The 20,795-nt window shown below is 65.8% G+C and carries 21 protein-coding genes and 1 pseudogene; 13 read left to right on the top strand and 9 right to left on the bottom strand.

Translation table 11 applies throughout. The features are described from left to right. Positions 1-16 precede the first annotated feature (16 nt). A complete protein-coding gene (locus tag CCZ28_RS07705; RefSeq protein ID WP_140217307.1) occupies positions 17-682 on the top strand; it encodes a YceH family protein in 666 nt (221 codons plus the stop codon). Here CCZ28_RS07705 and CCZ28_RS07700 read toward each other — a convergent pair. Genes CCZ28_RS07700 through CCZ28_RS07675 form a run of 6 tightly spaced genes read right to left on the bottom strand, consistent with a single transcriptional unit; the run spans position 670 to position 7,304 of the window. Next, a complete protein-coding gene (locus CCZ28_RS07700) occupies positions 670-2,259 on the bottom strand; it encodes a BatD family protein (protein ID WP_140217306.1) in 1,590 nt (529 codons plus the stop codon). The two genes, CCZ28_RS07705 and CCZ28_RS07700, sit on opposite strands and share 13 nt — an antisense overlap. After that, positions 2,256-3,926, bottom strand: a complete 1,671-nt coding sequence (locus CCZ28_RS07695; RefSeq protein WP_140217305.1) for a tetratricopeptide repeat protein — start codon at positions 3,924-3,926, stop codon at positions 2,256-2,258. The genes CCZ28_RS07700 and CCZ28_RS07695 overlap by 4 nt, the downstream gene beginning before the upstream one ends. Beyond that, on the bottom strand, positions 3,923-4,921 hold the full coding sequence (locus CCZ28_RS07690) for a VWA domain-containing protein (RefSeq protein WP_140217304.1): 999 nt from the start codon (positions 4,919-4,921) through the stop codon (positions 3,923-3,925). Before CCZ28_RS07690 ends, CCZ28_RS07695 begins: the two co-directional genes overlap by 4 nt. After that, a complete protein-coding gene (locus CCZ28_RS07685) occupies positions 4,914-5,408 on the bottom strand; it encodes a DUF4381 domain-containing protein (protein ID WP_140217303.1) in 495 nt (164 codons plus the stop codon). Before CCZ28_RS07685 ends, CCZ28_RS07690 begins: the two co-directional genes overlap by 8 nt. Continuing rightward, positions 5,405-6,343, bottom strand: a complete 939-nt coding sequence (locus CCZ28_RS07680) for a DUF58 domain-containing protein (RefSeq protein WP_140217302.1) — start codon at positions 6,341-6,343, stop codon at positions 5,405-5,407. Before CCZ28_RS07680 ends, CCZ28_RS07685 begins: the two co-directional genes overlap by 4 nt. Position 6,344: 1 nt before the next feature. Beyond that, positions 6,345-7,304, bottom strand: a complete 960-nt coding sequence (locus tag CCZ28_RS07675) for an AAA family ATPase (protein ID WP_140217301.1) — start codon at positions 7,302-7,304, stop codon at positions 6,345-6,347. A gap of 313 nt (positions 7,305-7,617) precedes the next feature. On the opposite strand from CCZ28_RS07675, the gene CCZ28_RS07670 reads away from it, so the two are divergent. Then, the gene (locus tag CCZ28_RS07670; protein ID WP_140217300.1) at positions 7,618-9,708 is read left to right on the top strand and encodes an LTA synthase family protein; all 2,091 of its coding nucleotides are present in this window, start codon (positions 7,618-7,620) and stop codon (positions 9,706-9,708) included. A gap of 68 nt (positions 9,709-9,776) precedes the next feature. Here the strand turns inward: CCZ28_RS07670 and CCZ28_RS24665 are convergent, their stop codons facing one another. The 3 genes and pseudogenes from CCZ28_RS24665 to CCZ28_RS07660 all read right to left on the bottom strand — a co-directional run bounded on the left by CCZ28_RS24665 (position 9,777) and on the right by CCZ28_RS07660 (position 11,058). Further along, the gene (locus CCZ28_RS24665; RefSeq protein WP_160923550.1) at positions 9,777-9,992 is read right to left on the bottom strand and encodes a cold shock domain-containing protein; all 216 of its coding nucleotides are present in this window, start codon (positions 9,990-9,992) and stop codon (positions 9,777-9,779) included. A gap of 120 nt (positions 9,993-10,112) precedes the next feature. Further along, positions 10,113-10,421, bottom strand: a pseudogene (locus CCZ28_RS24875) (cold shock domain-containing protein membrane protein); the annotation flags it as partial. Between the two features lie 166 nt (positions 10,422-10,587). Next, complete coding sequence (locus CCZ28_RS07660; protein WP_058768012.1) at positions 10,588-11,058, bottom strand: Dps family protein; 471 nt, start codon at positions 11,056-11,058, stop codon at positions 10,588-10,590. 212 nt (positions 11,059-11,270) lie between these two features. On the opposite strand from CCZ28_RS07660, the gene aspS reads away from it, so the two are divergent. The 11 genes from aspS (at position 11,271) to pal (ending at position 20,794) form a co-directional block, all read left to right on the top strand. Further along, positions 11,271-13,046 (top strand): aspartate--tRNA ligase, encoded by a 1,776-nt coding sequence (gene aspS / locus CCZ28_RS07655; protein ID WP_140217299.1) that lies wholly within the window; start codon positions 11,271-11,273, stop codon positions 13,044-13,046. Positions 13,047-13,153: 107 nt separating this feature from the next. Continuing rightward, positions 13,154-13,900 (top strand): YebC/PmpR family DNA-binding transcriptional regulator, encoded by a 747-nt coding sequence (locus CCZ28_RS07650; RefSeq protein WP_058761245.1) that lies wholly within the window; start codon positions 13,154-13,156, stop codon positions 13,898-13,900. Then, on the top strand, positions 13,900-14,463 hold the full coding sequence (gene ruvC / locus CCZ28_RS07645; RefSeq protein WP_058761244.1) for a crossover junction endodeoxyribonuclease RuvC: 564 nt from the start codon (positions 13,900-13,902) through the stop codon (positions 14,461-14,463). Before CCZ28_RS07650 ends, ruvC begins: the two co-directional genes overlap by 1 nt. A 45-nt stretch (positions 14,464-14,508) precedes the next feature. Further along, on the top strand, positions 14,509-15,111 hold the full coding sequence (ruvA, locus tag CCZ28_RS07640; RefSeq protein WP_140217298.1) for a Holliday junction branch migration protein RuvA: 603 nt from the start codon (positions 14,509-14,511) through the stop codon (positions 15,109-15,111). 4 nt (positions 15,112-15,115) lie between these two features. Continuing rightward, positions 15,116-16,168, top strand: a complete 1,053-nt coding sequence (ruvB, locus tag CCZ28_RS07635; RefSeq protein WP_140217297.1) for a Holliday junction branch migration DNA helicase RuvB — start codon at positions 15,116-15,118, stop codon at positions 16,166-16,168. Positions 16,169-16,219: 51 nt separating this feature from the next. Continuing rightward, positions 16,220-16,669, top strand: coding sequence for a tol-pal system-associated acyl-CoA thioesterase (gene ybgC, locus CCZ28_RS07630; protein WP_140217296.1), 450 nt, complete (start codon positions 16,220-16,222; stop codon positions 16,667-16,669). Between the two features lie 2 nt (positions 16,670-16,671). Continuing rightward, a complete protein-coding gene (tolQ, locus tag CCZ28_RS07625) occupies positions 16,672-17,364 on the top strand; it encodes a protein TolQ (protein ID WP_140217295.1) in 693 nt (230 codons plus the stop codon). Positions 17,365-17,375: 11 nt separating this feature from the next. After that, positions 17,376-17,822 (top strand): protein TolR, encoded by a 447-nt coding sequence (gene tolR / locus CCZ28_RS07620; protein WP_058761239.1) that lies wholly within the window; start codon positions 17,376-17,378, stop codon positions 17,820-17,822. Next, positions 17,822-18,925, top strand: coding sequence for a cell envelope integrity protein TolA (gene tolA / locus CCZ28_RS07615; RefSeq protein ID WP_140217294.1), 1,104 nt, complete (start codon positions 17,822-17,824; stop codon positions 18,923-18,925). Before tolR ends, tolA begins: the two co-directional genes overlap by 1 nt. Continuing rightward, positions 18,922-20,220 (top strand): Tol-Pal system beta propeller repeat protein TolB, encoded by a 1,299-nt coding sequence (gene tolB, locus CCZ28_RS07610; protein ID WP_140217293.1) that lies wholly within the window; start codon positions 18,922-18,924, stop codon positions 20,218-20,220. Before tolA ends, tolB begins: the two co-directional genes overlap by 4 nt. Before the next feature lie 58 nt (positions 20,221-20,278). After that, positions 20,279-20,794, top strand: coding sequence for a peptidoglycan-associated lipoprotein Pal (gene pal, locus CCZ28_RS07605; protein ID WP_140217292.1), 516 nt, complete (start codon positions 20,279-20,281; stop codon positions 20,792-20,794). Position 20,795: the final 1 nt, after the last annotated feature.

Raw genomic sequence — 20,795 nt, 5'->3', positions numbered from 1 at the left:
CCTTGCGGAGTTCGCCATGAGCCAAGAAGCCACCCCTGCCTTCGCCGAAGAACCGCTGAGCGCGGCCGAGGTCCGCGTCCTCGGCAGCCTGATCGAAAAGCAGCTGACCACGCCGGAAACCTATCCGCTGACCCTCAATGCACTGGTACTGGCCTGCAACCAGAAGACCAGTCGCGAGCCGGTGCTCAACCTGACCCCAGGGGAAGTGGGGCAGGGGCTGCGGCGGTTGGAGGAGCGCGGCCTGGCCCGTCTGGTGATGGGCAGTCGGGCGGATCGCTGGGAGCAGCGCCTGGACAAGGCGCTGGAATTGCCACCACCGCAGTGGGTGCTCTGTGCGCTGTTGTTCCTGCGCGGCCCCCAGACCCTGGGTGAGTTGCTCGCCCGCAGCGGGCGGATGCATGCCTTCGACGATACCGAGCAGGTGCGCCATCACCTGGAGCGCCTGATCGCCCGCGGCTTGGCTGTTGGTCTCGGCCGTCAGCCCGGGCAGCGCGAAGAGCGCTACCTGCATCTGTTCGGCAGTGCCGCGGAACGCGAAGCCCAGATCGCTCAGTTGGGCAGTGCCAGCGAAGGTGCGGCGTCAGCGGGTGGTCGCGAAGGACGGCTGGAGGCTCTGGAGGCCCGGATCGCCACGCTGGAAGAGCGCCTGGCGCGCCTGGAGGAAGCCGCTCAGCGCGGATAGAGCGGCGGCAGGGTGTGATGGACCGCCTCGGGCGTGAGTGGTGGCAGGGCGTTGATCGCCTGCCACAGCGTCTCGCCCTGCCAGCGCTGACCGGCTTCGCTGTACAGCGCGCCATTGAGGTCGTCGAGGGCGGCGGCCAGCGGTTCGAAGCGGGCACCCATGGCGGCCAGGGTTTCCGGTTGCTGCCGGGCCCAGGCGTCCAAGGCGTGGCGAGTGGCATGGGGATCGTTGCTTTGGCAGGCGCGCAGCAGGTCTTCGCGTTGCAGGCGACTGTCCACGCCCGGTGTCGCCGGCAAGACGGCCGGCTGGCGCCGCGCCCGCCACCAGAGACCGAAGCCCAGCAGGGTGGTCAGCGCCAGGAAGGCGGTCGCCAGTTGCCAGCGCCACAGACCGCGTTCGCCGCCGGCGGCCTTGGCCTTGGCCGTGGTCTGCGTGGGGGCGGGTTGCAGGGTCGGATCTTCAGCGACCACCAAGGTTTGCGCCGGCAAGGTCGCCCGCTCCAAGGTATCGGTCTCGGTGTTCCACCAGACCACCTCCACCGGCGGCAACAGCTTGTCGCCGGTGGAGGTCGGGATCAGCGCGATGCGCTCTTCGCGTTGGCCGACCAGTCCACTGGGCTGCGCCTGCACGGACAAGCGCGGCTGTTCAGCGTAGCGTTTCAAGCCCGCGACCTCGGGCAGTACCAGCGGCGGTAGTTGGCTCGCCGCCAGCCCCTCGGCACGCAATTGCAGCGTCCGGGTCAGGGCGCTGCCTTCGCGGGCGTTTTCCGGCGCCGGATTCCACTGTTGGGTCAGGGTCAGGCTGCGCGCTGGCAGCCAGGGCGTTTGTGGTGGATAGCTTGCCGGTTGGGGCTGGACCTCCAGGGTCAAGGCCTGGGTGCGCAACTGGATCGGCTGGCCGGCTCGCGAGCTGTCGTCGATACCGCCGGCCAGGGTGGCACTGAAGGTCTGGGGCGGCAGCACCAGGGTGCCGCTTTGCAGTGGATGGATGGCGTAGCGCCATTCGATCACCCCATGCCGCACGCCATCGATGTCGCGCTCGTAGACCTGCGGCGTACCCAGCGGATCGACCCGGGCATCGCTGGGAGTAGGCGGCGTCAGCACGTGGTCGTCATAGAGCGCCACCGCGTGATAGAGGCGGATGGTGAGGATAGTCTCCGCCTGCACGTAGACCTTGGTGTGGTCCACGGAAGCTTCCAGATAGACGGGTTCGCGGGTATGCCGCTTGGCGGCGCTCGCCTCGACGGTGACGTTCAGCGGCTGGCTGCGGGCGCCGTCCAGGGTGAGGGCGGGAATGGTGAGGGCACCGCTGCTCTTGGGTTGCAGGGTCACGTTCCAGCGGGTGGTCACCCGTTCGCCAGGGGGTAGGCTGTTCTGCCGTACGCCCAGCACCTTGAAGTCCTGCGCCAGCGGACCGAGGTCAGGTTTGCCGAACTGAGCGGGGGCGGTGGTTTCGAGGATGAGGTCGAGGGTCTCGTTTTCACCGATCTGGCTGCGCTCCAGGCGCGCGCTGAGATCGGCCGCCTGGATGGCGGGCGCCAGCAGCGCGAGGGTCACGAGCAACGGATAGGGCTTCATTGCAACGCGTTCTCCTCACGTTGTTGCTGCTGGTACCAGAACTTGCGACGCAAGAGGTCGGCCGGATTGTCGGGAATTTCCCGCAACCATTGTTCGGCCGCCTGGCGTTGCTCTTCCACCTGGGGATCGTCGGCGGAGCTGGGGCTGACCAGCCAGTCCGCGCCCGCCTGGGCCTGGAACTGCGGGCTGGCCGCGGCGGTGGTGTCGGGACTGGCGCTGCTGGCACTGCTGAGCTCGTCGGCCTGGACACTGGTCGCGGTGGCGGCCTGGGGCTTGTGGCTGCGGGCGGCGGCCTCTGCCTGCGCGGCCGCGCGCTGGGCGAGCAGGCGCTCGAGGCGGTTACGGTTGCGCAGGGCGACGGCCAGGTCCGGACGCAGGACCAGCGCGGCGTTGTAGGCACGTAGTGCCTCGTCGTAGCGACCGGCCATGGCCAGGGCGTTACCGCGATTGTAGTGGCCGTCCGCGGAAGGGTCGCGGGCGAAGGCGGCGGCGGCACCGGCATAGTCGCCACTGCGATAGAGGGCCACGCCGCGCCAGCGCTCATCGGTGAAGCGTTCGGCGGCTGCCGCGGGTTGATCGTCGCCCAGCAGTTGCATGCCCTGTTGGTCGCGTCTTAGCCAGAGGTCGTCCCAGCCGCCCGCCTGCGCGGGTGGCGGCGTCAGCAGCAGACAGAAGGGCAGGCACAGCAGCCAGCCGCGCCGCGCACCACAGGCGACCAGCAGCAGCGGCAGGAGCAGCAGATAGCCCTGGTCGCGCCAGCCCGAGGGGCCTTCGCCGTCGTTGAGCCTGACCTCGTCCGGGCGTTCCAGCAGGCCGAGCCGGCGCAGGTCGCTGTCATCGCGTTGCAGTCGCTGATAACGCCCCCCCAGGGCCTGAGCCAGGCCCTGCAATTGTCCTTCGGCCAGGCGGGCGATGCGGATGCCGCCCGCCGCGTCGCTCAGGTAGTTGCCCGTCTCGGTCGCCACCGGGGCGCCTTGCGGCGTGCCCGGTCCGAGGATCGCCAGCTGGCGCAGGTGGCCCTGCAACAGTCGCTCGATACCCTGGCGTTCGCGATCATCCAGGCTGCTGGCGATGAGCAGCAGGCGGGCGCTCGGACTCGGCGCCGGTCCGAGCAGCTGCAACGCCTGGGCGACACCCAGATCGGCGCGCTGACCCGGCACCGGCATGATCGAGGGGCGCAGGGCCATCAGCAGATTTTCCGTGGTCGCCAGGTCGTCGGTCAGCGGCACCAGGGTGTGGGCGCTGCCGGCATAGACGACGATGGCGGTTTCGCCATCCTGGCGCGCCTTGAGCAGGTCCTGCAGCTTGCGTTGCACGGCCAGCAGGCGATTGGGGGTGACATCGGTGGCGAGCAGGTCCGGGGTCAGCGCCAGTACCACTACCAGGGGATCGTTACGTCGGAAGCTCTGCTGTTCGCCTTGCTGCCAACTGGGCCCGGCCAGGGCGAGGCAGGTCAGCAGGCCCGCGGCGCCCAGCAGGCTCAAGCCGAGCGGCGAGCGTTGGCGGTCGCCGTCGCTGAGCAGCCAGGGATGCAGGGCGGGTGGGAGCAGTGCCAGCCAACTGCCATGACGATGGCGGCGCTGGCGCAATGCCCAGATCACCAGGGCGACCGGCAGCAGCGCCAGCAGCCAGGCCGGGCGCAAGAACAGCGGCAGCCAGTCGCTCATGGGCGTCCTCCCAGGCGGCGCCAGCGCTCGGGCAGTGGCAGGCGGGCGAGGGCCATGGCCAGGCCGAGCAACAGCGCCAAGGCTAGGGGCCAGGGATAGAGCTCCTTGGTCGGGCGAGCCTGGTCGGGCTGCTGGCGGATGGGTTCGAGGCGGTCGAGCTGGCGGGACACCGCCGCGAGTTCCTCGCTGGATCTCACCCGGAAGTAGGCGCCGTTGGTGACTTCGGCGAGATGGCGCAGCATGGGCTCGTCGAGGTCGCTCGGCGTGCTCCCCGTGGCGAGCGGGTCCGGATCGGCGCCGATGCCCAGGGTGTAGACCCGGACCCGCTCGCTCGCCGCCAGGGCGGCCGCCACCGCAGGCGTCACCACCCCACCGTTGCTGGCGCCGTCGGTGACCAGGATCAGGGTGCGGCTGTTGTCCGGCCGCTTGCGCAGGTGCTTGACCGCCAGGCCCACGGCATCGCCCACCGCCGTGTTGCGCCCGGCCAGCCCGATCTGGGCTTCGTCCAGCAGGGTGTGCACGGTGCGCCGGTCGGCGGTCAAGGGCGCTTGCAGATAGGCCTGGGAGCCGAACAGGATCAGCCCGACCCGGTCGCCCTGGCGGCTGTCGATGAAGCGACCGAGCAACTGCTTGACCAGCGTCAGGCGGCTGACGTTCTCGTCACCCAGTTGCATGTCCGGGGTGTCCATCGAGCCAGAGACATCCACCGCCAGCAGCAGATCGCGACCGCTTACGGCGAGCGGCTGGGGTGGGCCCACCCACTGTGGCCGGGCCGCCGCGGCCAGGATCAGCAGCCAGCCCAGCAGATAGGGCAGCAGACGCCGGGCGCCGCTGAGGCTACCGGAGCGCGCGGTACGACCGCCGAGATGCGTGAGTTCGCTGAGGAACTCGACCCGCAGGGCCGCCTGGCCGCTGTCCGCGGCGGGCAGCAGCACGCGCAGCAGCCAGGGCAGCGGTGCCAGCAGCCAGAGCCAGGGCCAGGCGAATTCAAACATGCTTGCGGATCCAGGTGGCGACCGCATCCTGCAGGCCGTCGATGGTCCGGTCTTCGAGCCGGAGGTCCGGACGGTAGCCGCCATCCACCAGGATCATGTAGCGCGTCAGGCCGGCCGCCGGGCAGCGGGAATCGAGAAAGGCCAGCCAGTCGCGACCACTCAGGGTCTGGCTGATCTGATCCGGATAGCTGGCGCGGCAGAGACGCTTGAGCAGGGCGTTGAGCGCCTGCAGCCAGGGGCCGGCCGGAGCACCGTAGGGACGGGGCAGGCGGGTCAGTTCGGCCAGGGCGGTACTGCGCAGGTCTTCCTCGCTGCTTTCCTCGATGACCGGGGCGGTGACCAACGGGCGGCGGCCACGGCGATGCCGCAAGAACAGACTCAGCGCCAGCACCACCAGTGCCAGCAGCCACCAGCCCGGCGCGGGCGGCCAGAAGGGCGGCTCCGGCGGCAGGCGCAACGGTTCCAGATTGGGTACGCCGGGGCTCACGAGGCATACCCCGGACGATGCTGGCGCAGCAGATGGCGGAGCTGCTCGACCAGGTCGTCGGCGGTGGACAGCGGCAACAGCGGAATGCCCAGGCGCAAGCTGAGCTCGGTCCAGCGCTCGCGACGGTGGGCGGCCTGTTCGGCATAGCCCTGGCGGACGTCGGCGCGGTCGGTGTCCAGCTCGACCTCGGCCTGGCCGTTGGTGAAGCGCAGCAGGCCGGCCTGGGGCAGGGCGTGATCAAGCGGATCGGAGAGCGGCAGCAGCACCAGATCGCTGTGCCGCGAAAGCAGGGTGAGGTGCTGCTCGGTCGCCACGTCCAGGCTGCGCTCGTCGCAGATCACCAGGGCCAGACTGCCCGGGCGCAGCACCTCCCGAGCGCGGCGCAAGACCTGGTTGAAGCTGATCCGCGGTACCTGGGCCAGTGCCGGGTCCTGCAAGGCGCGATTGGCGTTGAGCAGATGGTCGAAGAAGCGCAGCAGATTCTGCTTGCTACGGCGTGGGCGTACCTCGTGCAGGCGCTCGCCACCGAAGATCATGCCGCCGATTCGGTCGTTGTGTTCCAGCACCGCCCAGCCGATCAGTGCCGCCAGCCGCGCGGCCAAGACCGACTTGAATTGCTGGCCGGTGCCGAAGAAGGTGCGCGGACTCTGCTCCAGCAGCAGATAGACTGGACGTTCGCGTTCTTCGTGGAACAACTTGGTGTGGGGCTCGCGGGTGCGGGCGGTGACGCGCCAGTCGATGGCTCGTACGTCGTCGCCGGGCTGGTAGGCGCGCACCTGGTCGAAGTCCACGCCGCGGCCACGCAGGCGTGAGTGGTGCAGACCGATCAGCGGGCTGCGGCGTCCGGCGGCGGAAAACAGTTGCACCTCGACCACCCGGTGGCGCATCTCGATGAGCTCGGCCAGGCCCAGGGTCACGCCGTTGCGCTCGGCCATCTCAGGCCACGGCCACCAGATCGAGGATGCGCTGCACCACCCGGTCGTGGTCGACGCCAGCGGCCTCCGCCTCGAACGACAGGATGATGCGATGGCGCAATACATCGAACACCACCGCCTGGATATCCTCCGGACTGACGAAATCGCGGCCGGCGAGCCAGGCGTGGGCGCGGGCGCAACGATCCAGGGCGATGGAGCCACGCGGGCTGGCGCCGTAGGTGATCCAGTGCGCCAGATCCTGGTCGAAGCGCCCCGGGGTGCGGGTCGCCATGATCAGCTGCACCAGGTACTCCTCCACGGCATCGGCCATGTACAGGCTCAATACCTCGCGGCGTGCCGCGGCGATGGCCGCCTGGCTGACCCGCTCGGTCGGCAGGGTCTCGCCATCCAGGGCCTCGCCGCGGGCCTGGGCCAGGATGCGCCGCTCCACCGCGGCATCCGGATAGCCGATCTTGACGTGCATCAGGAAGCGGTCGAGCTGGGCCTCGGGCAGGGGATAGGTACCCTCCTGCTCGATGGGGTTCTGGGTCGCCATCACCAGGAACAGCTCGGGCAGGGCGTAGGAGGTGCGGCCGATGCTCACCTGGCGCTCGGCCATGGCCTCCAGCAGCGCGGACTGCACCTTGGCCGGCGCGCGGTTGATCTCGTCGGCGAGGACCAGGTTGTGGAAGATCGGCCCCTGCTGAAAGGAGAAGCTCGCGGTGTCGGGCCGATAGATCTCGGTGCCGGTGATGTCGGCGGGCAGCAGGTCGGGGGTGAACTGGATGCGGTGGAAGTCCGCCTCCAGGCCTTCCGCCAGGTCCTTGATGGCCTTGGTCTTGGCCAGCCCCGGCGCGCCTTCCACCAGCAGGTGTCCATCCGCCAGCACTGCGATGAGCAGCCGCTCCACCAGGGTTTCCTGGCCGAGAATCTGGCTGGTCAGATAGGTGCGAAGCACCTGCAGAGCGTCACGGTGAGCCATGGGGCATCCTGAATACGGCGCTGGAGCGGTGAAAAGGTGCTGGATTTTACTGCAAGCGCTGGCCGCCGCCCATGCCTGCGCCGAGGTCGTCTCCAGACAATCCCTTGACGAAAATTTGACGACAGCTGCGTCAGGCTGCGCGATTTCCGGCGCGACCGGCAACTCGTTGCGCCAAATGCCGACGCGGCAGAGCTGGCGCCGCGGAGCTGGCCGGTTAAACTCCTCCGCCTGCCGGCCGCGCGCGAGACGTCCTCGCCGTCGTCGCCGAGCGGCTCGCCGCCGCGAATCCCCGCCCCTTTGACAAGGTGTTTTCATGTCGCAAACGGAAGTCCCCCAATCCCCACGCGCCACCGGCGTCCGGCCGGTGCCGACGCTGGGCAGCCACCTGAGCTTCGTGCTCGGCTGCGCCCTGGCCCTGATGGTCATGTTCACCCTGCTGCGCCTGGCGCTGCTGGGCTACAACAAGGACTTGATCGGCAATTCGCCCTTCGCCACCTTCGCCGAGGCCTTCTTCAACGGTGCTCGCTTCGATCTGCGCCTGGTGGTCTATCTCTGCGTGCCCTCGCTGCTCTGCCTGTTGAGCGCCAGAGCCATGGCTGCCCGGCGCCTGCAGGCCGGTTGGTTCACCCTGGCCGCCAGCCTCTGCCTGCTGCTGGGCGTTGGCGAGCTGAATTTCTATCGGGAATTCCATCAGCGCCTGAACAGCCTGGTGTTCCAATATATGCAGGAAGACCTGCATACCGTCACCAGCATGATCTGGAACGGCTTCCCGGTGGTGCGTCTGCTCCTGGCCTGGGCCGTGGCGACGCTGCTGCTGGGCCTGGTGTTCTTCGGCGTCGAGCGGGCCACCCGCCGCTATGCCGCGCCGCGTCCACCGGTCTGGTATCGCCGGGGTGCGGTGTTCCTGCTCTGCCTGGTGGTGGCGGTCATTGCCGCCCGGGGCACCCTGAGATCCGGCCCGCCGCTGCGTTGGGGCGATGCCTATACCACCGATTCGATGTTCGCCAATCACCTCGGCCTGAACGGCACCCTGACCCTGATCAATGCCGCCGAGAACAGCTTCTCCGATCACCGCGACAACAGCTGGAAAGCGACCATGCCGGCCGCCGACGCCCTGGCCGTCACCCGGCAGATGCTGCTGACCCCGCGCGATGAACTGATCGACGCCGACAAGGCCGCCATCCGCCGCATCTATACGCCGCCTGCCGAAGGCAAGTTGCCCCAGGTGCGCAACGTGGTGGTGATCCTCATGGAAAGCATGGCCGGTCGCTACATAGGCGCGCTGGGCAACGAAGACGGCATCACGCCGAATTTCGACGCCCTGGCCAAGCAGGGCACCCTGTTCACCCGCTTCTTCTCCAATGGCACCCATACCCACCAGGGCATGTTCGCCACCATGGCCTGCTTCCCCAACCTGCCGGCCTTCGAGTACCTGATGCGCATGCCCGAAGGCGCCCACCAGTTCTCCGGCTTGCCGCAACTGCTCAGCACCCGGGGCTTCGACGACGTCTACGTCTACAACGGTAACTTCCAGTGGGATAACCAGTCCGGCTTCTTCAGCAACCAGGGCATGACCCGCTTCGTCGGGCGTGAGGACTTCGTCAACCCGGTGTTCATGGACCCGACCTGGGGCGTTTCCGACCAGGACATGTTCGATCGATCGGTGCAGGAGCTGGACAAGCTGGCCAAGGCGCCGGACGGCAAGCCCTTCTATGCGCTGCTGCAGACGCTGTCCAACCATACGCCCTATGCGCTGCCCAAGGACCTGCCGGTCACGCCGGTCACCGGCCACGGCTCGCTCGACGAGCACCTCACCGCCATGCGCTATGCCGACTGGTCGCTGGGCCAATTCTTCGCCAAGGTGAAAAACGAACCCTGGTACAAGAACACCCTGTTCGTGATCCTCGGCGACCACGGCTTCGGCAACAACGAGCAGATCACCGAGATGGACCTGTCGCGCTTCAACGTGCCGCTGCTGCTGATCGGTCCGGGCGTGCAGGAAACCTTCGGCGCCCGCCGTGACACCGTGGGCAGCCAGATCGACGTGGTACCCACCGTCCTGGCCCGCTTCGGCCAGCCGACCCAGCACCAGTGCTGGGGTCGCGACCTGCTCGGCCTGCCCCAGGGCGACCAGGGCGTCGCCGTGATCAAGCCTTCAGGTAGCGACCAGACCGTCGCCCTGGTGACCGGTGACCGCATCCTGGTCAAGCCGCGTGATCGCGACGCCGTGCTCTATCGCTACCATTTGGGCACCGAGGCCGGTGGCGAGGTGGTCAAGGGCGATGCCAGCGTGCCCGAGCTGCAGAAGCGCCTGGAAGCCTTCATCCAGACCGCCACCGCCAGCCTGCTGGGCAACACCACCGGCATGACCGACAGCAAGGCCGCCGCGGCCCAGCGTCAGTAACTGCCGCCCCGGACTCACGCCCAAAAACAAAGGCCGCCCGAGGGCGGCCTTTGTTTTTGCCGGCAGGATCAGGCCGCGATGACCACGTCTTCGGCCTGTAGACCCTTGTCGCGCTGGATCACCGAGAACTCCACGCGCTGACCTTCCATCAGTACCCGGTGGCCTTCGCCGCGGATCGCCCGGAAATGCACGAAGATATCGTCGCCGGTGTCGCGGGAAATGAAGCCGAAGCCCTTGGAGGTGTTGAACCACTTCACCGTGCCGCGCTCGCGGTCATCGGCCAGCGGACGTGCCGGGGCGGCGGCGACCGGAGTCGGGCGAACCGTCGGCCGCGGACGCGCCTCGGGTTCGACTGCGGCGGTGCCGCTGGCCGGAGCGCGAAACTTCTCCGGCAGGCTGGCCAGGGCGGCGACCAGGGTCATGCCCAGGGGCAGCAATTCAGCGGGTACGCCGCCGATGTGGGAGAGCGGTGCGAGCAGGATGAAGGTTTGCACCACGACGGCGAGCACCAGCAGGGCGCTGGCGATTTTCTGGGTGCCGCTGCTGCGGCTGCGGGAGAAGGGAGTGAAGAGGAGGGTGGCAAGACCCAGCAGGGCCAGATGGATGGACTCGGGTTGATCGAAGGAAGAGGTGTCGGACTGCAGTCCGGGAATAGCCGATAACAAGAGCGCAGCAGCGCCCACCACGACATGGACAGTAGATAACGTGTTCAATGTGAAATCACCTTGGAGTCAAGAACGCGGGTCTGCCGAAACTGCCAAGGCGATGCATGGCAGCGGCGTGACCCGGCGCAGAACGCGCGTCCTTATTAAACCGAAAAGGTGAAGGCGGCTCAATCGTGGCACTGTCGCAGGCCGTGGCCCGCGACAGTGGGGCAAGTCAGGCGGCGAGCAGGCTGCGCAGCATCCAGGCGGTCTTCTCGTGGGTCTGCATGCGCTGGGTCAGCAGATCGGCGGTGGGCTCGTCGTTGACCTTGTCCAGCAGCGGGAAGATGCCCCGGGCGGTACGCACCACGGCTTCCTGGCCCTGGACCAGCAGGCGGATCATCTCCTGGGCGTCCGGTACCCCTTCCTCTTCCTTGATGCTCGACAGGCGCGCATAGGCGGCATAGGTGCCGGGCGCCGGGAAACCCAGGGCGCGAATACGCTCGGCGATGTCGTCCACGGCCACCGCCAGTTCGGTGTACTGGGTCTCGAACATCAGGTGCAGGGTGTTGAACATCGGCCCGGTTACGTTCCAGTGGAAGTTATGGGTCTTCAGGTACAGGGTGTAGGTATCGGCCAAGAGGCGCGACAGGCCGGCGGCGATCTCGGCGCGATCCTGTTCAGCGATTCCGATGTTGATTTCCATTCTTATGGCTCCTGTGCGGTCGGTTGCGAAAGGCTTCGAGGCTATCACAGAACCGCTGGCCGTTTAGCCAGTGTTCACGTGTCGAGCTGCGTGGCCTGCTACGGTAAAATCGTGACGGATGATATAGAATCCCCCGTTCTGTCGAGCGCCCGGTCTTGCCGGCTTGGCGCCTCCACGCATTCAGCCTGTTCTAGAGAAGCGAAAACACCATCATGATGCGCAGCCACTATTGCGGCCAGTTGAACGAGAGCCTGGACGGCCAGGAAATCACCCTCTGCGGTTGGGTCCACCGCCGCCGTGACCACGGCGGGGTCATCTTCCTCGACATCCGCGATCGCGAAGGCCTGGCCCAGGTGGTGTTCGATCCGGATCGCGCCGAGACCTTCGCCAAGGCCGACCGCGTGCGCAGCGAGTACGTGGTCAAGATCACCGGCAAGGTGCGGCTGCGTCCCGAAGGCGCGCGCAACGCCAACATGGCGTCCGGCGCCATCGAGGTGCTGGGCTACGAGCTGGACGTGCTCAACGAGGCGGAAACCCCACCGTTCCCGCTCAACGAATACACCGACGTCGGCGAGGAAACCCGCCTGCGTTACCGCTTCATCGACCTGCGTCGCCCGGAAATGGCCGAGAAGCTCAAGCTACGCTCGCGCATCACCTCCAGCATCCGCCGCTACCTGGACGAAAACGGCTTCCTCGACGTCGAGACGCCGATCCTGACCCGCGCCACCCCCGAGGGTGCCCGCGACTACCTGGTGCCCAGCCGCACCCATCCCGGCAGCTTCTTCGCCCTGCCGCAGTCGCCCCAGCTGTTCAAGCAGCTGCTGATGGTCGCCGGCTTCGACCGCTACTACCAGATCGCCAAGTGCTTCCGCGACGAGGACCTGCGCGCCGACCGCCAGCCGGAATTCACCCAGATCGACATCGAGACCAGCTTCCTCGATGAACAAGACATCATGGACATCACCGAGACCATGGTGCGCAACCTGTTCAAGGAAGTCCTGGACGTCGAGTTCGGCGAACTGCCGCACATGACCCTGGCCGAAGCCATGCGTCGCTTCGGCTCGGACAAGCCGGACCTGCGTATCCCGCTGGAGCTGGTGGACGTGGAAGACCAGCTCAAGGACGTCGATTTCAAGGTCTTCGCCGGTCCGGCCAACGATCCCAAGTGCCGCGTCGCTGCCCTGCGGGTACCGGGCGGGGCGAGCATGCCGCGCAAGCAGATCGACGACTACACCAAGTTCGTCGGCATTTACGGCGCCAAGGGTCTGGCCTACATCAAGGTCAACGAGCGTGCCGCCGGGGTCGAGGGTCTGCAGTCGCCGATCGTCAAGAACATCCCGCTGGACAACATCAACGTCATCCTCGACCGCGTCGATGCGGTCGATGGCGATATCGTCTTCTTCGGTGCGGACAAGACCAAGATCGTCTCCGAGGCCCTGGGCTCGCTGCGCATCAAGCTCGGCCACGACCTGAAGCTGCTGACCTGCGAGTGGGCGCCGCTGTGGGTGATCGACTTCCCGATGTTCGAGGAGAACGACGACGGCAGCCTGACCGCCATGCACCACCCCTTCACTTCGCCCAAGTGCAGCCCGGACGAGCTCAAGGCCAACCCCGGTGCCGCGCTGTCGCGCGCCTACGACATGGTGCTCAACGGCACCGAGCTGGGCGGCGGTTCCATCCGTATCCACGACAAGAAGATGCAGCAGGCCGTCTTCGAGGTGCTGGGGATCAGCGAGGAAGAGCAGGAAGAGAAATTCGGCTTCCTGCTGGATGCCCTGAAATTCGGCGCCCCGCCCCACGGTGGTCTGGCCTTCGGCCTGGATCGCCTGGTGATGCTGATGACCGGCGCCTCGTCGATTCGCGAAGTCATCGCCTTCCCGAAGACCCAGAGCGCCGCCGACGTCATGACCCAGGCGCCCAGCGCGGTCGACGCCAAGGCCCTGCGCGAACTGCATATCCGCCTGCGCGAGCAGCCCAAGGCGGAATAAGCCATACCGGAGGAGGGCGGCCCGAGGAGGGCGCCTTCCGTTTCTTCGTTCCACTGCGCATGGCCTAGTCGCCCGGCGCAGTTCTCGTCAAGACAATGGAGTAGCTCATGGCCGGTCATTCCAAATGGGCCAACATCAAGCACCGCAAAGAGCGTCAGGACGCCAAGAAAGGCAAGATCTTCACCAAGATCATCCGTGAACTGACCGTGGCTGCGCGCCAGGGCGGCGGCGTGCCGGCGGATAACCCCCGTCTGCGCCTGGCCGTGGACAAGGCGCTCACCGCCAACATGACCCGCGACACCATCGACCGGGCCATCGCCCGCGGCGTGGGCGCCGGCGAAGGCGAGAACGTCGAGGAGCTGACCTATGAAGGCTACGCCCCGAGCGGTGTCGCCCTCATCGTCGAAGCCATGACCGACAACCGCAACCGCACCGCGGCCGAGGTTCGTCATGCCTTCAACAAGTGCGGTGGCAACCTGGGCACCGATGGCTCGGTGGCCTACCTCTTCGAGCGCAAGGGCCAGATCAGCTACGCGCCCGGCCTGGACGAGGACGCCCTGATGGAAGCCGCCCTGGAAGCGGGTGCCGATGACGTGGTGGCCAACGATGATGGCTCCATCGACGTCTTCACCAGCTTCGCCGACTTCATCGCCGTCAACGAAGCCCTGACCGCTGCCGGCTACAAGGCCGACGAAGCCGAGGTGACCATGATCCCCTCGACCTCCGCGACCCTGGATCTGGAAACGGCGCAGAAGGTGCTCAAGCTGATCGACATGCTCGAAGACTTGGACGACGTGCAGAACGTCTACTCCAACGCCGACATTCCCGACGACGTCATGGCGCAGCTCGGCTGATGTCCCTCTATGAGCGCGCGCCGTTCGACCCGGCTGGCGGAACCCTGGTGCTGGGGATCGACCCCGGCTCCCGGCTGACCGGCTTTGGCGTGGTGCGCGACACCGGGCGTGGCTGCGAATACGTGGCCTCTGGCTGCATCCGCACGGGCAACGGTCCCTTGCCGGAGCGGCTGCAGATCGTCTACCGCGGCGTGCGCGATGTCATTGCCCAATACGGGCCGGTGACCATGGGCATCGAGCAGGTGTTCATGGCGCGCAACGCCGACTCGGCGCTCAAGCTGGGTCAGGCCCGCGGCGCGGCCATCGTCGCCGGTGCCGAGGGTGGCCTGGAAATCAGCGAATACACCGCGAGCCAGGTCAAGCAGGCCGTGGTCGGTAGCGGCGGAGCGGACAAGCAGCAGGTGATGCTGATGGTCATGCACCTGCTCCGGTTGACCGAGAAGCCCCAGATCGACGCCTCCGATGCCCTGGCCATCGCCCTCTGCCATGCCCATACCCGGCAGAGCCTGGTGCCCCATGGCCTGCTCGCGACCCGCCGTCGTGGCGGTCGCCTGCGCCTCTAGTCTCATCCGCCAAACATCTCGCTCCAACGGTAGGAAGGTATCCCTGTGATCGGTCGTCTACGTGGCACCCTGGCGGACAAGCAGCCGCCCCATCTCCTGCTCGACGTGGGCGGGGTCGGCTACGAGGTCGAGGTGCCCATGACGACCCTTTATCGGCTGCCGGCCCAGGGTGAGGTCGTCACATTGCATACCCACCTCGTGGTACGGGAAGATGCGCACCTGCTGTACGGGTTCGGGGAAAAACGCGAGCGTGAGCTGTTTCGCGAGCTGATCCGACTCAATGGTGTCGGCCCCAAGCTGGCCCTGGCGTTGATGTCCAGTCTCGAGGTGGATGAATTGGTTCGCTGTGTTCAGGCCCAGGACACCTCCGTCCTGGTCAAGGTGCCGGGGGTGGGCAAGAAGACCGCCGAGCGCCTGCTGGTCGAACTGAAGGACAGATTCAAGGCCTGGGAAAATCTGCCCACCATCGCGCCCCTGGTGCTGCCGAACCAGGCGCCGGTCGCTGCCAGTGCCGAGGCCGATGCGGTCAGCGCCCTGGTCGCCCTGGGCTTCAAACCGCAGGAAGCCAGTCGCGCCGTCGCCGCCGTGGAAGGGAAAGACCTTTCCAGCGAGGAACTCATCCGTCGCGCCCTGAAGGGCATGGTCTGATCCCATGATAGAAACCGATCGTCTCATCTCGGGCAGCGGCCGCGACCGTGAAGAATTCCAGGACCGCGCCATCCGCCCGGTGCGCCTGGCGGACTACATCGGCCAGCCGGTGGTGCGCGACCAGATGGGGCTGTTCATCCAGGCCGCCAAGGGCAGGGGAGAGGCCCTCGACCACACCCTGATCTTCGGCCCGCCCGGTCTGGGCAAGACCACCCTGGCCAACATCATCGCCCAGGAAATGGGAGTTTCCCTGAAGAGCACCTCCGGCCCTGTACTGGAGCGCCCGGGTGATCTCGCCGCTCTGCTGACCAACCTGGAAGCGGGCGATGTGCTCTTCATCGACGAGATCCATCGGCTGTCGCCCATCGTCGAAGAGGTACTCTATCCGGCGATGGAGGACTACCAACTCGACATCATGATTGGCGAAGGCCCGGCCGCGCGCTCCATCAAGCTCGATCTGCCGCCCTTCACCCTGGTCGGGGCCACCACCCGGGCCGGCATGCTGACCAACCCGCTGCGTGACCGCTTCGGGATCGTCCAGCGCCTGGAGTTCTACGGTACCGCGGACCTCGCCACCATCGTCACCCGTTCCGCCGGCATCCTGGGGCTGGCCATCGAAGCCGAAGGCGCCCTGGAAATCGCTCGTCGGGCGCGGGGTACGCCGCGGATCGCCAACCGCCTGTTGCGCCGGGTACGGGACTTCGCCGAAGTCCGTGGGCAGGGCCACATCAGTCACGACATCGCCAGCCGCGCCCTCGATCTGCTGGACGTCGATGCCCAGGGCTTCGACCACCAGGATCGTCGCCTGCTGCTGACCATGATCGACAAGTTCGACGGCGGCCCGGTCGGCGTGGACAGTCTCGCCGCCGCCATCAGCGAAGAGCGTCACACCATCGAAGACGTGCTGGAACCCTATCTGATCCAGCAAGGCTATATCATGCGCACGCCGCGCGGACGGGTGGTGACCCGGCACGCCTATCTGCACTTCGGTCTCAACCTGCCGACGCGTCTGGCCCAGGGCGGTACGCCCGATCTGTTCGAGGTCAATGGTAACTAAATGCAGTTGCGAACATTTCTGATTGGCAACGGCGAGGCTAGGTTCTAGAGTATGCACGCGCAATCGCGGAGCCCGTCGCCGCCCGTCCTCAGGTGTCGTGTCTATTACGAAGATACCGATGCCGGCGGCATCGTCTACTACGTCAACTACCTCAAGTTCATGGAACGCGCCCGTACCGAGCGACTGCGCGCGCTGGGCTATGCCCAGTCCGAACTCGCCCGGGACAATCTACTCTTCGTCGTCCACAGCAGCGAAGCGCGCTACCATGCGCCCGCGCGCCTGGATGACGAGTTGTTGATCGGTGCCGAGGTGGTCGAAGCGAAGCGCGCCAGCCTCAGGTTTCACCAGGAGGTCAGGCGGGCTAGGGATGATGTCCTGCTCTGTGAAGGGTGGGTGACGGTCGCCTGTGTGCGTGCCGACAGCTTCAGGCCCAGGGCCATGCCCGAAGCCATGCGAACGGTTCTTGCCGGAAATCCGGCGTCAATTCAATCAGGAGATTAAGCGTGCAACCCAACGTCGACCATTCGTCCATGTGGAGCCTCATCGCCAACGCCAGTCTGGTGGTGCAATTGGTGATGCTCATACTGGTCGCTGCCTCCGTCACGTCCTGGATCATGATCATCCAGCGCGGCAACGCCATGCGCGCAGCCAAGCGTGCGCTGGACGCCTTCGAAGAGAAATTCTGGTCAGGTATCGATCTGTCCAAGCTCTATCGCCAGGCCGGCAGCAACCCCGATCCGGATTCCGGTGTCGAGCAGATATTCCGTGCCGGTTTCAAGGAATTCTCCCGTCTGCGCCAGCAGTCCGGTGTCGATCCGGATGCCGTCATGGAGGGTGTCGCTCGGGCCATGCGCGTAGCCATCTCCCGTGAGGAAGAGAAGCTCGAACAAGCCCTGCCGTTCCTGGCCACCGTCGGTTCCACCAGCCCCTACGTGGGTCTGTTCGGTACCGTCTGGGGCATCATGAACTCCTTCCGTGGCCTGTCCACCGCGCAGCAGGCGACCCTGGCCACCGTGGCCCCCGGCATCGCCGAAGCCCTGATCGCCACCGCCATCGGTCTGTTCGCCGCCATTCCCGCGGTCGTGGCCTACAACCGCTTTGCTGCCCGCTCGGAACTGCTGATCAACCGCTACTACACCTTTGCGGACGAATTCCAGGCCATCCTGCACCGCAAAGTCCACACCAGCGACGAATAAAGAGGTATCCCATGGTCCCTCGCCGCCAGAAACGCAAACCCGTCGCCGAAATGAACGTGGTGCCCTACATCGACGTGATGTTGGTGCTCCTGGTCATCTTCATGGTGACTGCGCCCATGCTCAACCAGGGCGTGAAGGTCGACCTGCCCAAGGTCGACAGCCAGGCCCTGCCGCAGGACAACAACAAGCAGATCCTTACCGTGTCGGTGAAGGCCGACGGTACCTACTACTGGAACGTCGGTTCCGAGGTGGATACGGATCAGAAGGCCAAGTCCGCGACTGCGGTATCCCTGTCACAACTGAGTCAGCAAGTCGGTGCCATCATGCGTCAGCGTCCGGACACCCAGGTATTCATCCGTGGTGACAAGGCCGCCAACTATGGGGTCGTCGCCGGCGCCATGGGTGCCTTGCAGCAGGCCGGCGTGCCCAACGTCGGGTTGATTACCGAGGCGCCTTGATGCGACACCGCGAGCGTTCGTCGTCCGAAAGTTATTTCTGGCCGGTCATCTGGGCGGTTGCCCTGCATGTGCTGATATTCGGCCTGCTGTTCGTCAGCTTCGCCTTTGCCCCTGAGCTGCCCGAGTCCCGCCCGATCGTCCAGGCGACCCTGGTGCAGCTCAAATCCAAGAGCTCAGCCCAGGTCCAGACCGAGCAGAAACTGGCCGGGGAAGCGAAGAAGACAGCGGCCAAACAGTACGAGCAGGAGCAATTGGAGCAACGTCGCCAGCAACAGGAAGCCCAGCGCGAAGCGGCGGCGGCCAAGGCGGCTCAGCAACAGAAGGAAGCCCAGCAAGAGGCCGCGGAACAAAAGAAAGCCGACGACGCTCGAAAGGCGCAGCAAGCCGAAGCGGCGGCCAAAGCCGCTGAAGCCAAGGCCGAAGCCGAGAAGCAGGCCGAGTCTGCCAAGGCGGTGGCGGAAGCCAAGCAGGCTGCCGAGCAGAAGAAGCAGGCGGATATCGCCAAGAAGAAAGCCGACGAAGCCGCCAAGCAAAAGGCGGCCGATGAAGCGGCCAAGGCGAAAGCCGCAGAAGCTGCCAAGCAGAAGGCTGCGGAAGAAGCCAAACAAAAGGCTGCTGCCGAGGCCGCCAAGAAGGAAGCGGCTGCGGAAGCGGCGAAGAAGAAAGCGGCTGACGAAGCCAAGAAGAAGGCTGCCCAGGCAGCTGCACGCAAGGCAGCGGAAGACAAGAAGGCGCAGGCCCTGGCCGAATTGTTGTCTGAAGACACCCAGCGGCAGCAGGCCCTGGCCGATGAGCAGGGTGACGAGGTGGCGTCCAGCTTCGATGACCTGATCGTGCGTCTGGTCAGCGAGCAGTGGACCCGTCCGCAATCGGCACGCAACGGTATGAGTGTCGAGGTGCAGATCAATATGCTGCCGGATGGCACCATCACCAGCGCTACGGTGACCCGCTCCAGTGGCAACAAGGAATTCGATAATTCAGCGGTGTCGGCCGTGCGTAACGTCGGTCGTATCCGTGAGCTGCAGCAGCTGGATCGCAAAACCTTCGATCAGCTGTATCGTCAGCGTCGCATGATCTTCAAACCGGAGGACCTGAGTCTGTGAACACCCTGATCCGTTACATCCTGCTGGGCCTCGTCCTGGTGGTGGGCTCCGCCCAGGCGGCCGATCCGCTGGTGATCTCCAGCGGTAGCGATCGCGCCATACCGATCGCCGTCGTGCCGTTCGGATGGCAGGGTGGTCAGCCCCTGCCGGACGACATTGCCAGCATCGTTGGCGATGACCTGCGCAACTCAGGGGTATTCGCACCCATTCCGCGGCAGAACATGTTGAGCCAGCCGACCCAGGCCAGCGAAGTCATCTTCCGTGACTGGAAAGCCCTGGGCGCCAGTTACGTACTGGTCGGCAACATCGTCCCGAACGGCGGCAAGCTGCAGGCTCAGTACGCCCTGTTCAACGTTGCCACCGAACAGCAGGTCATGACCGGCAATGTCGGCGGCAGCACCGATCAGTTGCGCGACATGGCCCACTTCATCTCCGATCAGGCCTATGAAAAGCTGACCGGCGTGAAGGGCGCTTTCTCCACGCGCATCCTCTATGTGACCACCGAGCGGTTCGGTCCGAACAACACCCGCTATACCCTGCAACGGGCCGACTATGACGGCGCTCGTGCCGTGACCCTGCTGCAATCCCGTGAGCCGATCCTGTCGCCGCGCTTCTCGCCGGACGGCAAGCGCATCGCCTACGTGTCCTTCGAGCAAAAGCGTCCGCGTATCTTCCTGCAATACATCGATACCGGTCGTCGCGAACAGCTGACCAACTTCGAAGGCCTCAATGGTGCGCCGGCCTTCTCGCCGGACGGCAACCGCCTGGCTCTGGTGCTGTCCAAGGACGGTAACCCGGAGATCTATGTCATGGATCTGGGTAGCCGGGCGCTGCGTCGAGTTACCAATGACTCCGCCATCGACACCGAGCCGTTCTGGGGCAAGGATGGGCAGTCCATCTATTTCACCTCCGACCGCTCCGGCAAGCCGCAGATCTACAAGATGAATGTCAATGGGGGGGGCGCCGAGCGGGTGACCTTCGTGGGTAACTACAACGCCAACCCGAAACTGTCGGCCGACGAGAAAACCCTGGTCATGGTCCATCGCCAGGAAGGTTTCACCAACTTCCAGATCGGTGCCCAGGATCTGCAGCGTGGTTCGGTTCGGGTGCTGTCCGGCGGCACGCTCAATGATTCGCCCACTATTGCGCCCAATGGCACCATGATAATCTACGCCACCCGCCAGCAGGACCGAGGTGTCCTTATGCTTGTCTCCATCAACGGCCGCGTTCGGATCCCCATTCCTACCGCCCAAGGTGATGCAAGTGAGCCTTCGTGGTCCTCTTACCTGAACTGACGGCTAATTAGAAAAGTCCTTAGAAACACCATATTGCGGTTCTTTTAGGAGTTACATGATGGAAATGCTGAAATTCGGCAAGTTTGCCGCGCTGGCTCTGGCCATGGCCGTTGCCGTTGGTTGTTCCTCCAAGGGCGGCGACGCCTCTGGTGAAGGTGCTGGCGCTGGCGCCGGTGCTGTTGATCCGAACGCTGGTTACGGTGCCAACGCTGGTGCTGTCGACGGCAGCATGGGTGACGAAGCCGCTCTGCGCGCCATCACCACCTTCTACTTCAACTACGACAGCTCCGACCTGAAGCCGGAAGCCATGCGTGCCCTGGACGTCCATGCCAAGGATCTCAAGTCCAGCGGCCAGCGTGTTGTCCTGAACGGCTACACCGACGAGCGCGGCACTGCCGAATACAACATGGCTCTGGGTGAGCGTCGTGCTCAGGCCGTTCAGCGTTACCTGGTGCTGCAGGGCGTCTCCCCGGCTCAGCTGGAAGTCGTTTCCTACGGCAAGACCAACCCGGTCTGCGTACAGCATGATGAATCCTGCTGGGCACAGAACCGTCGCGTCGTGCTGGTGAAGTAAT

It is taken from the genome of Pseudomonas oryzihabitans (assembly GCF_006384975.1).
Taxonomy (GTDB): Bacteria; Pseudomonadota; Gammaproteobacteria; order Pseudomonadales; family Pseudomonadaceae; genus Chryseomonas; species Chryseomonas psychrotolerans_B.
This window is presented reverse-complemented; position numbering and strand designations above follow the sequence as displayed.

What these genes read in the sequence shown, in the direction of transcription:
- CCZ28_RS07705 (WP_140217307.1), top strand. Translation starts at nt 17, where the DNA reads ATGAGCCAAGAAGCCACCCCTGCCTTCGCCGAAGAACCGCTGAGCGCG.
- CCZ28_RS07700 (WP_140217306.1), bottom strand. Translation starts at nt 2,259, where the DNA reads ATGAAGCCCTATCCGTTGCTCGTGACCCTCGCGCTGCTGGCGCCCGCC.
- CCZ28_RS07695 (WP_140217305.1), bottom strand. Translation starts at nt 3,926, where the DNA reads ATGAGCGACTGGCTGCCGCTGTTCTTGCGCCCGGCCTGGCTGCTGGCG.
- CCZ28_RS07690 (WP_140217304.1), bottom strand. Translation starts at nt 4,921, where the DNA reads ATGTTTGAATTCGCCTGGCCCTGGCTCTGGCTGCTGGCACCGCTGCCC.
- CCZ28_RS07680 (WP_140217302.1), bottom strand. Translation starts at nt 6,343, where the DNA reads ATGGCCGAGCGCAACGGCGTGACCCTGGGCCTGGCCGAGCTCATCGAG.
- CCZ28_RS07675 (WP_140217301.1), bottom strand. Translation starts at nt 7,304, where the DNA reads ATGGCTCACCGTGACGCTCTGCAGGTGCTTCGCACCTATCTGACCAGC.
- CCZ28_RS07670 (WP_140217300.1), top strand. Translation starts at nt 7,618, where the DNA reads ATGTCGCAAACGGAAGTCCCCCAATCCCCACGCGCCACCGGCGTCCGG.
- CCZ28_RS07660 (WP_058768012.1), bottom strand. Translation starts at nt 11,058, where the DNA reads ATGGAAATCAACATCGGAATCGCTGAACAGGATCGCGCCGAGATCGCC.
- aspS (WP_140217299.1), top strand. Translation starts at nt 11,271, where the DNA reads ATGATGCGCAGCCACTATTGCGGCCAGTTGAACGAGAGCCTGGACGGC.
- CCZ28_RS07650 (WP_058761245.1), top strand. Translation starts at nt 13,154, where the DNA reads ATGGCCGGTCATTCCAAATGGGCCAACATCAAGCACCGCAAAGAGCGT.
- ruvC (WP_058761244.1), top strand. Translation starts at nt 13,900, where the DNA reads ATGTCCCTCTATGAGCGCGCGCCGTTCGACCCGGCTGGCGGAACCCTG.
- ruvB (WP_140217297.1), top strand. Translation starts at nt 15,116, where the DNA reads ATGATAGAAACCGATCGTCTCATCTCGGGCAGCGGCCGCGACCGTGAA.
- ybgC (WP_140217296.1), top strand. Translation starts at nt 16,220, where the DNA reads ATGCACGCGCAATCGCGGAGCCCGTCGCCGCCCGTCCTCAGGTGTCGT.
- tolR (WP_058761239.1), top strand. Translation starts at nt 17,376, where the DNA reads ATGGTCCCTCGCCGCCAGAAACGCAAACCCGTCGCCGAAATGAACGTG.
- tolA (WP_140217294.1), top strand. Translation starts at nt 17,822, where the DNA reads ATGCGACACCGCGAGCGTTCGTCGTCCGAAAGTTATTTCTGGCCGGTC.
- pal (WP_140217292.1), top strand. Translation starts at nt 20,279, where the DNA reads ATGGAAATGCTGAAATTCGGCAAGTTTGCCGCGCTGGCTCTGGCCATG.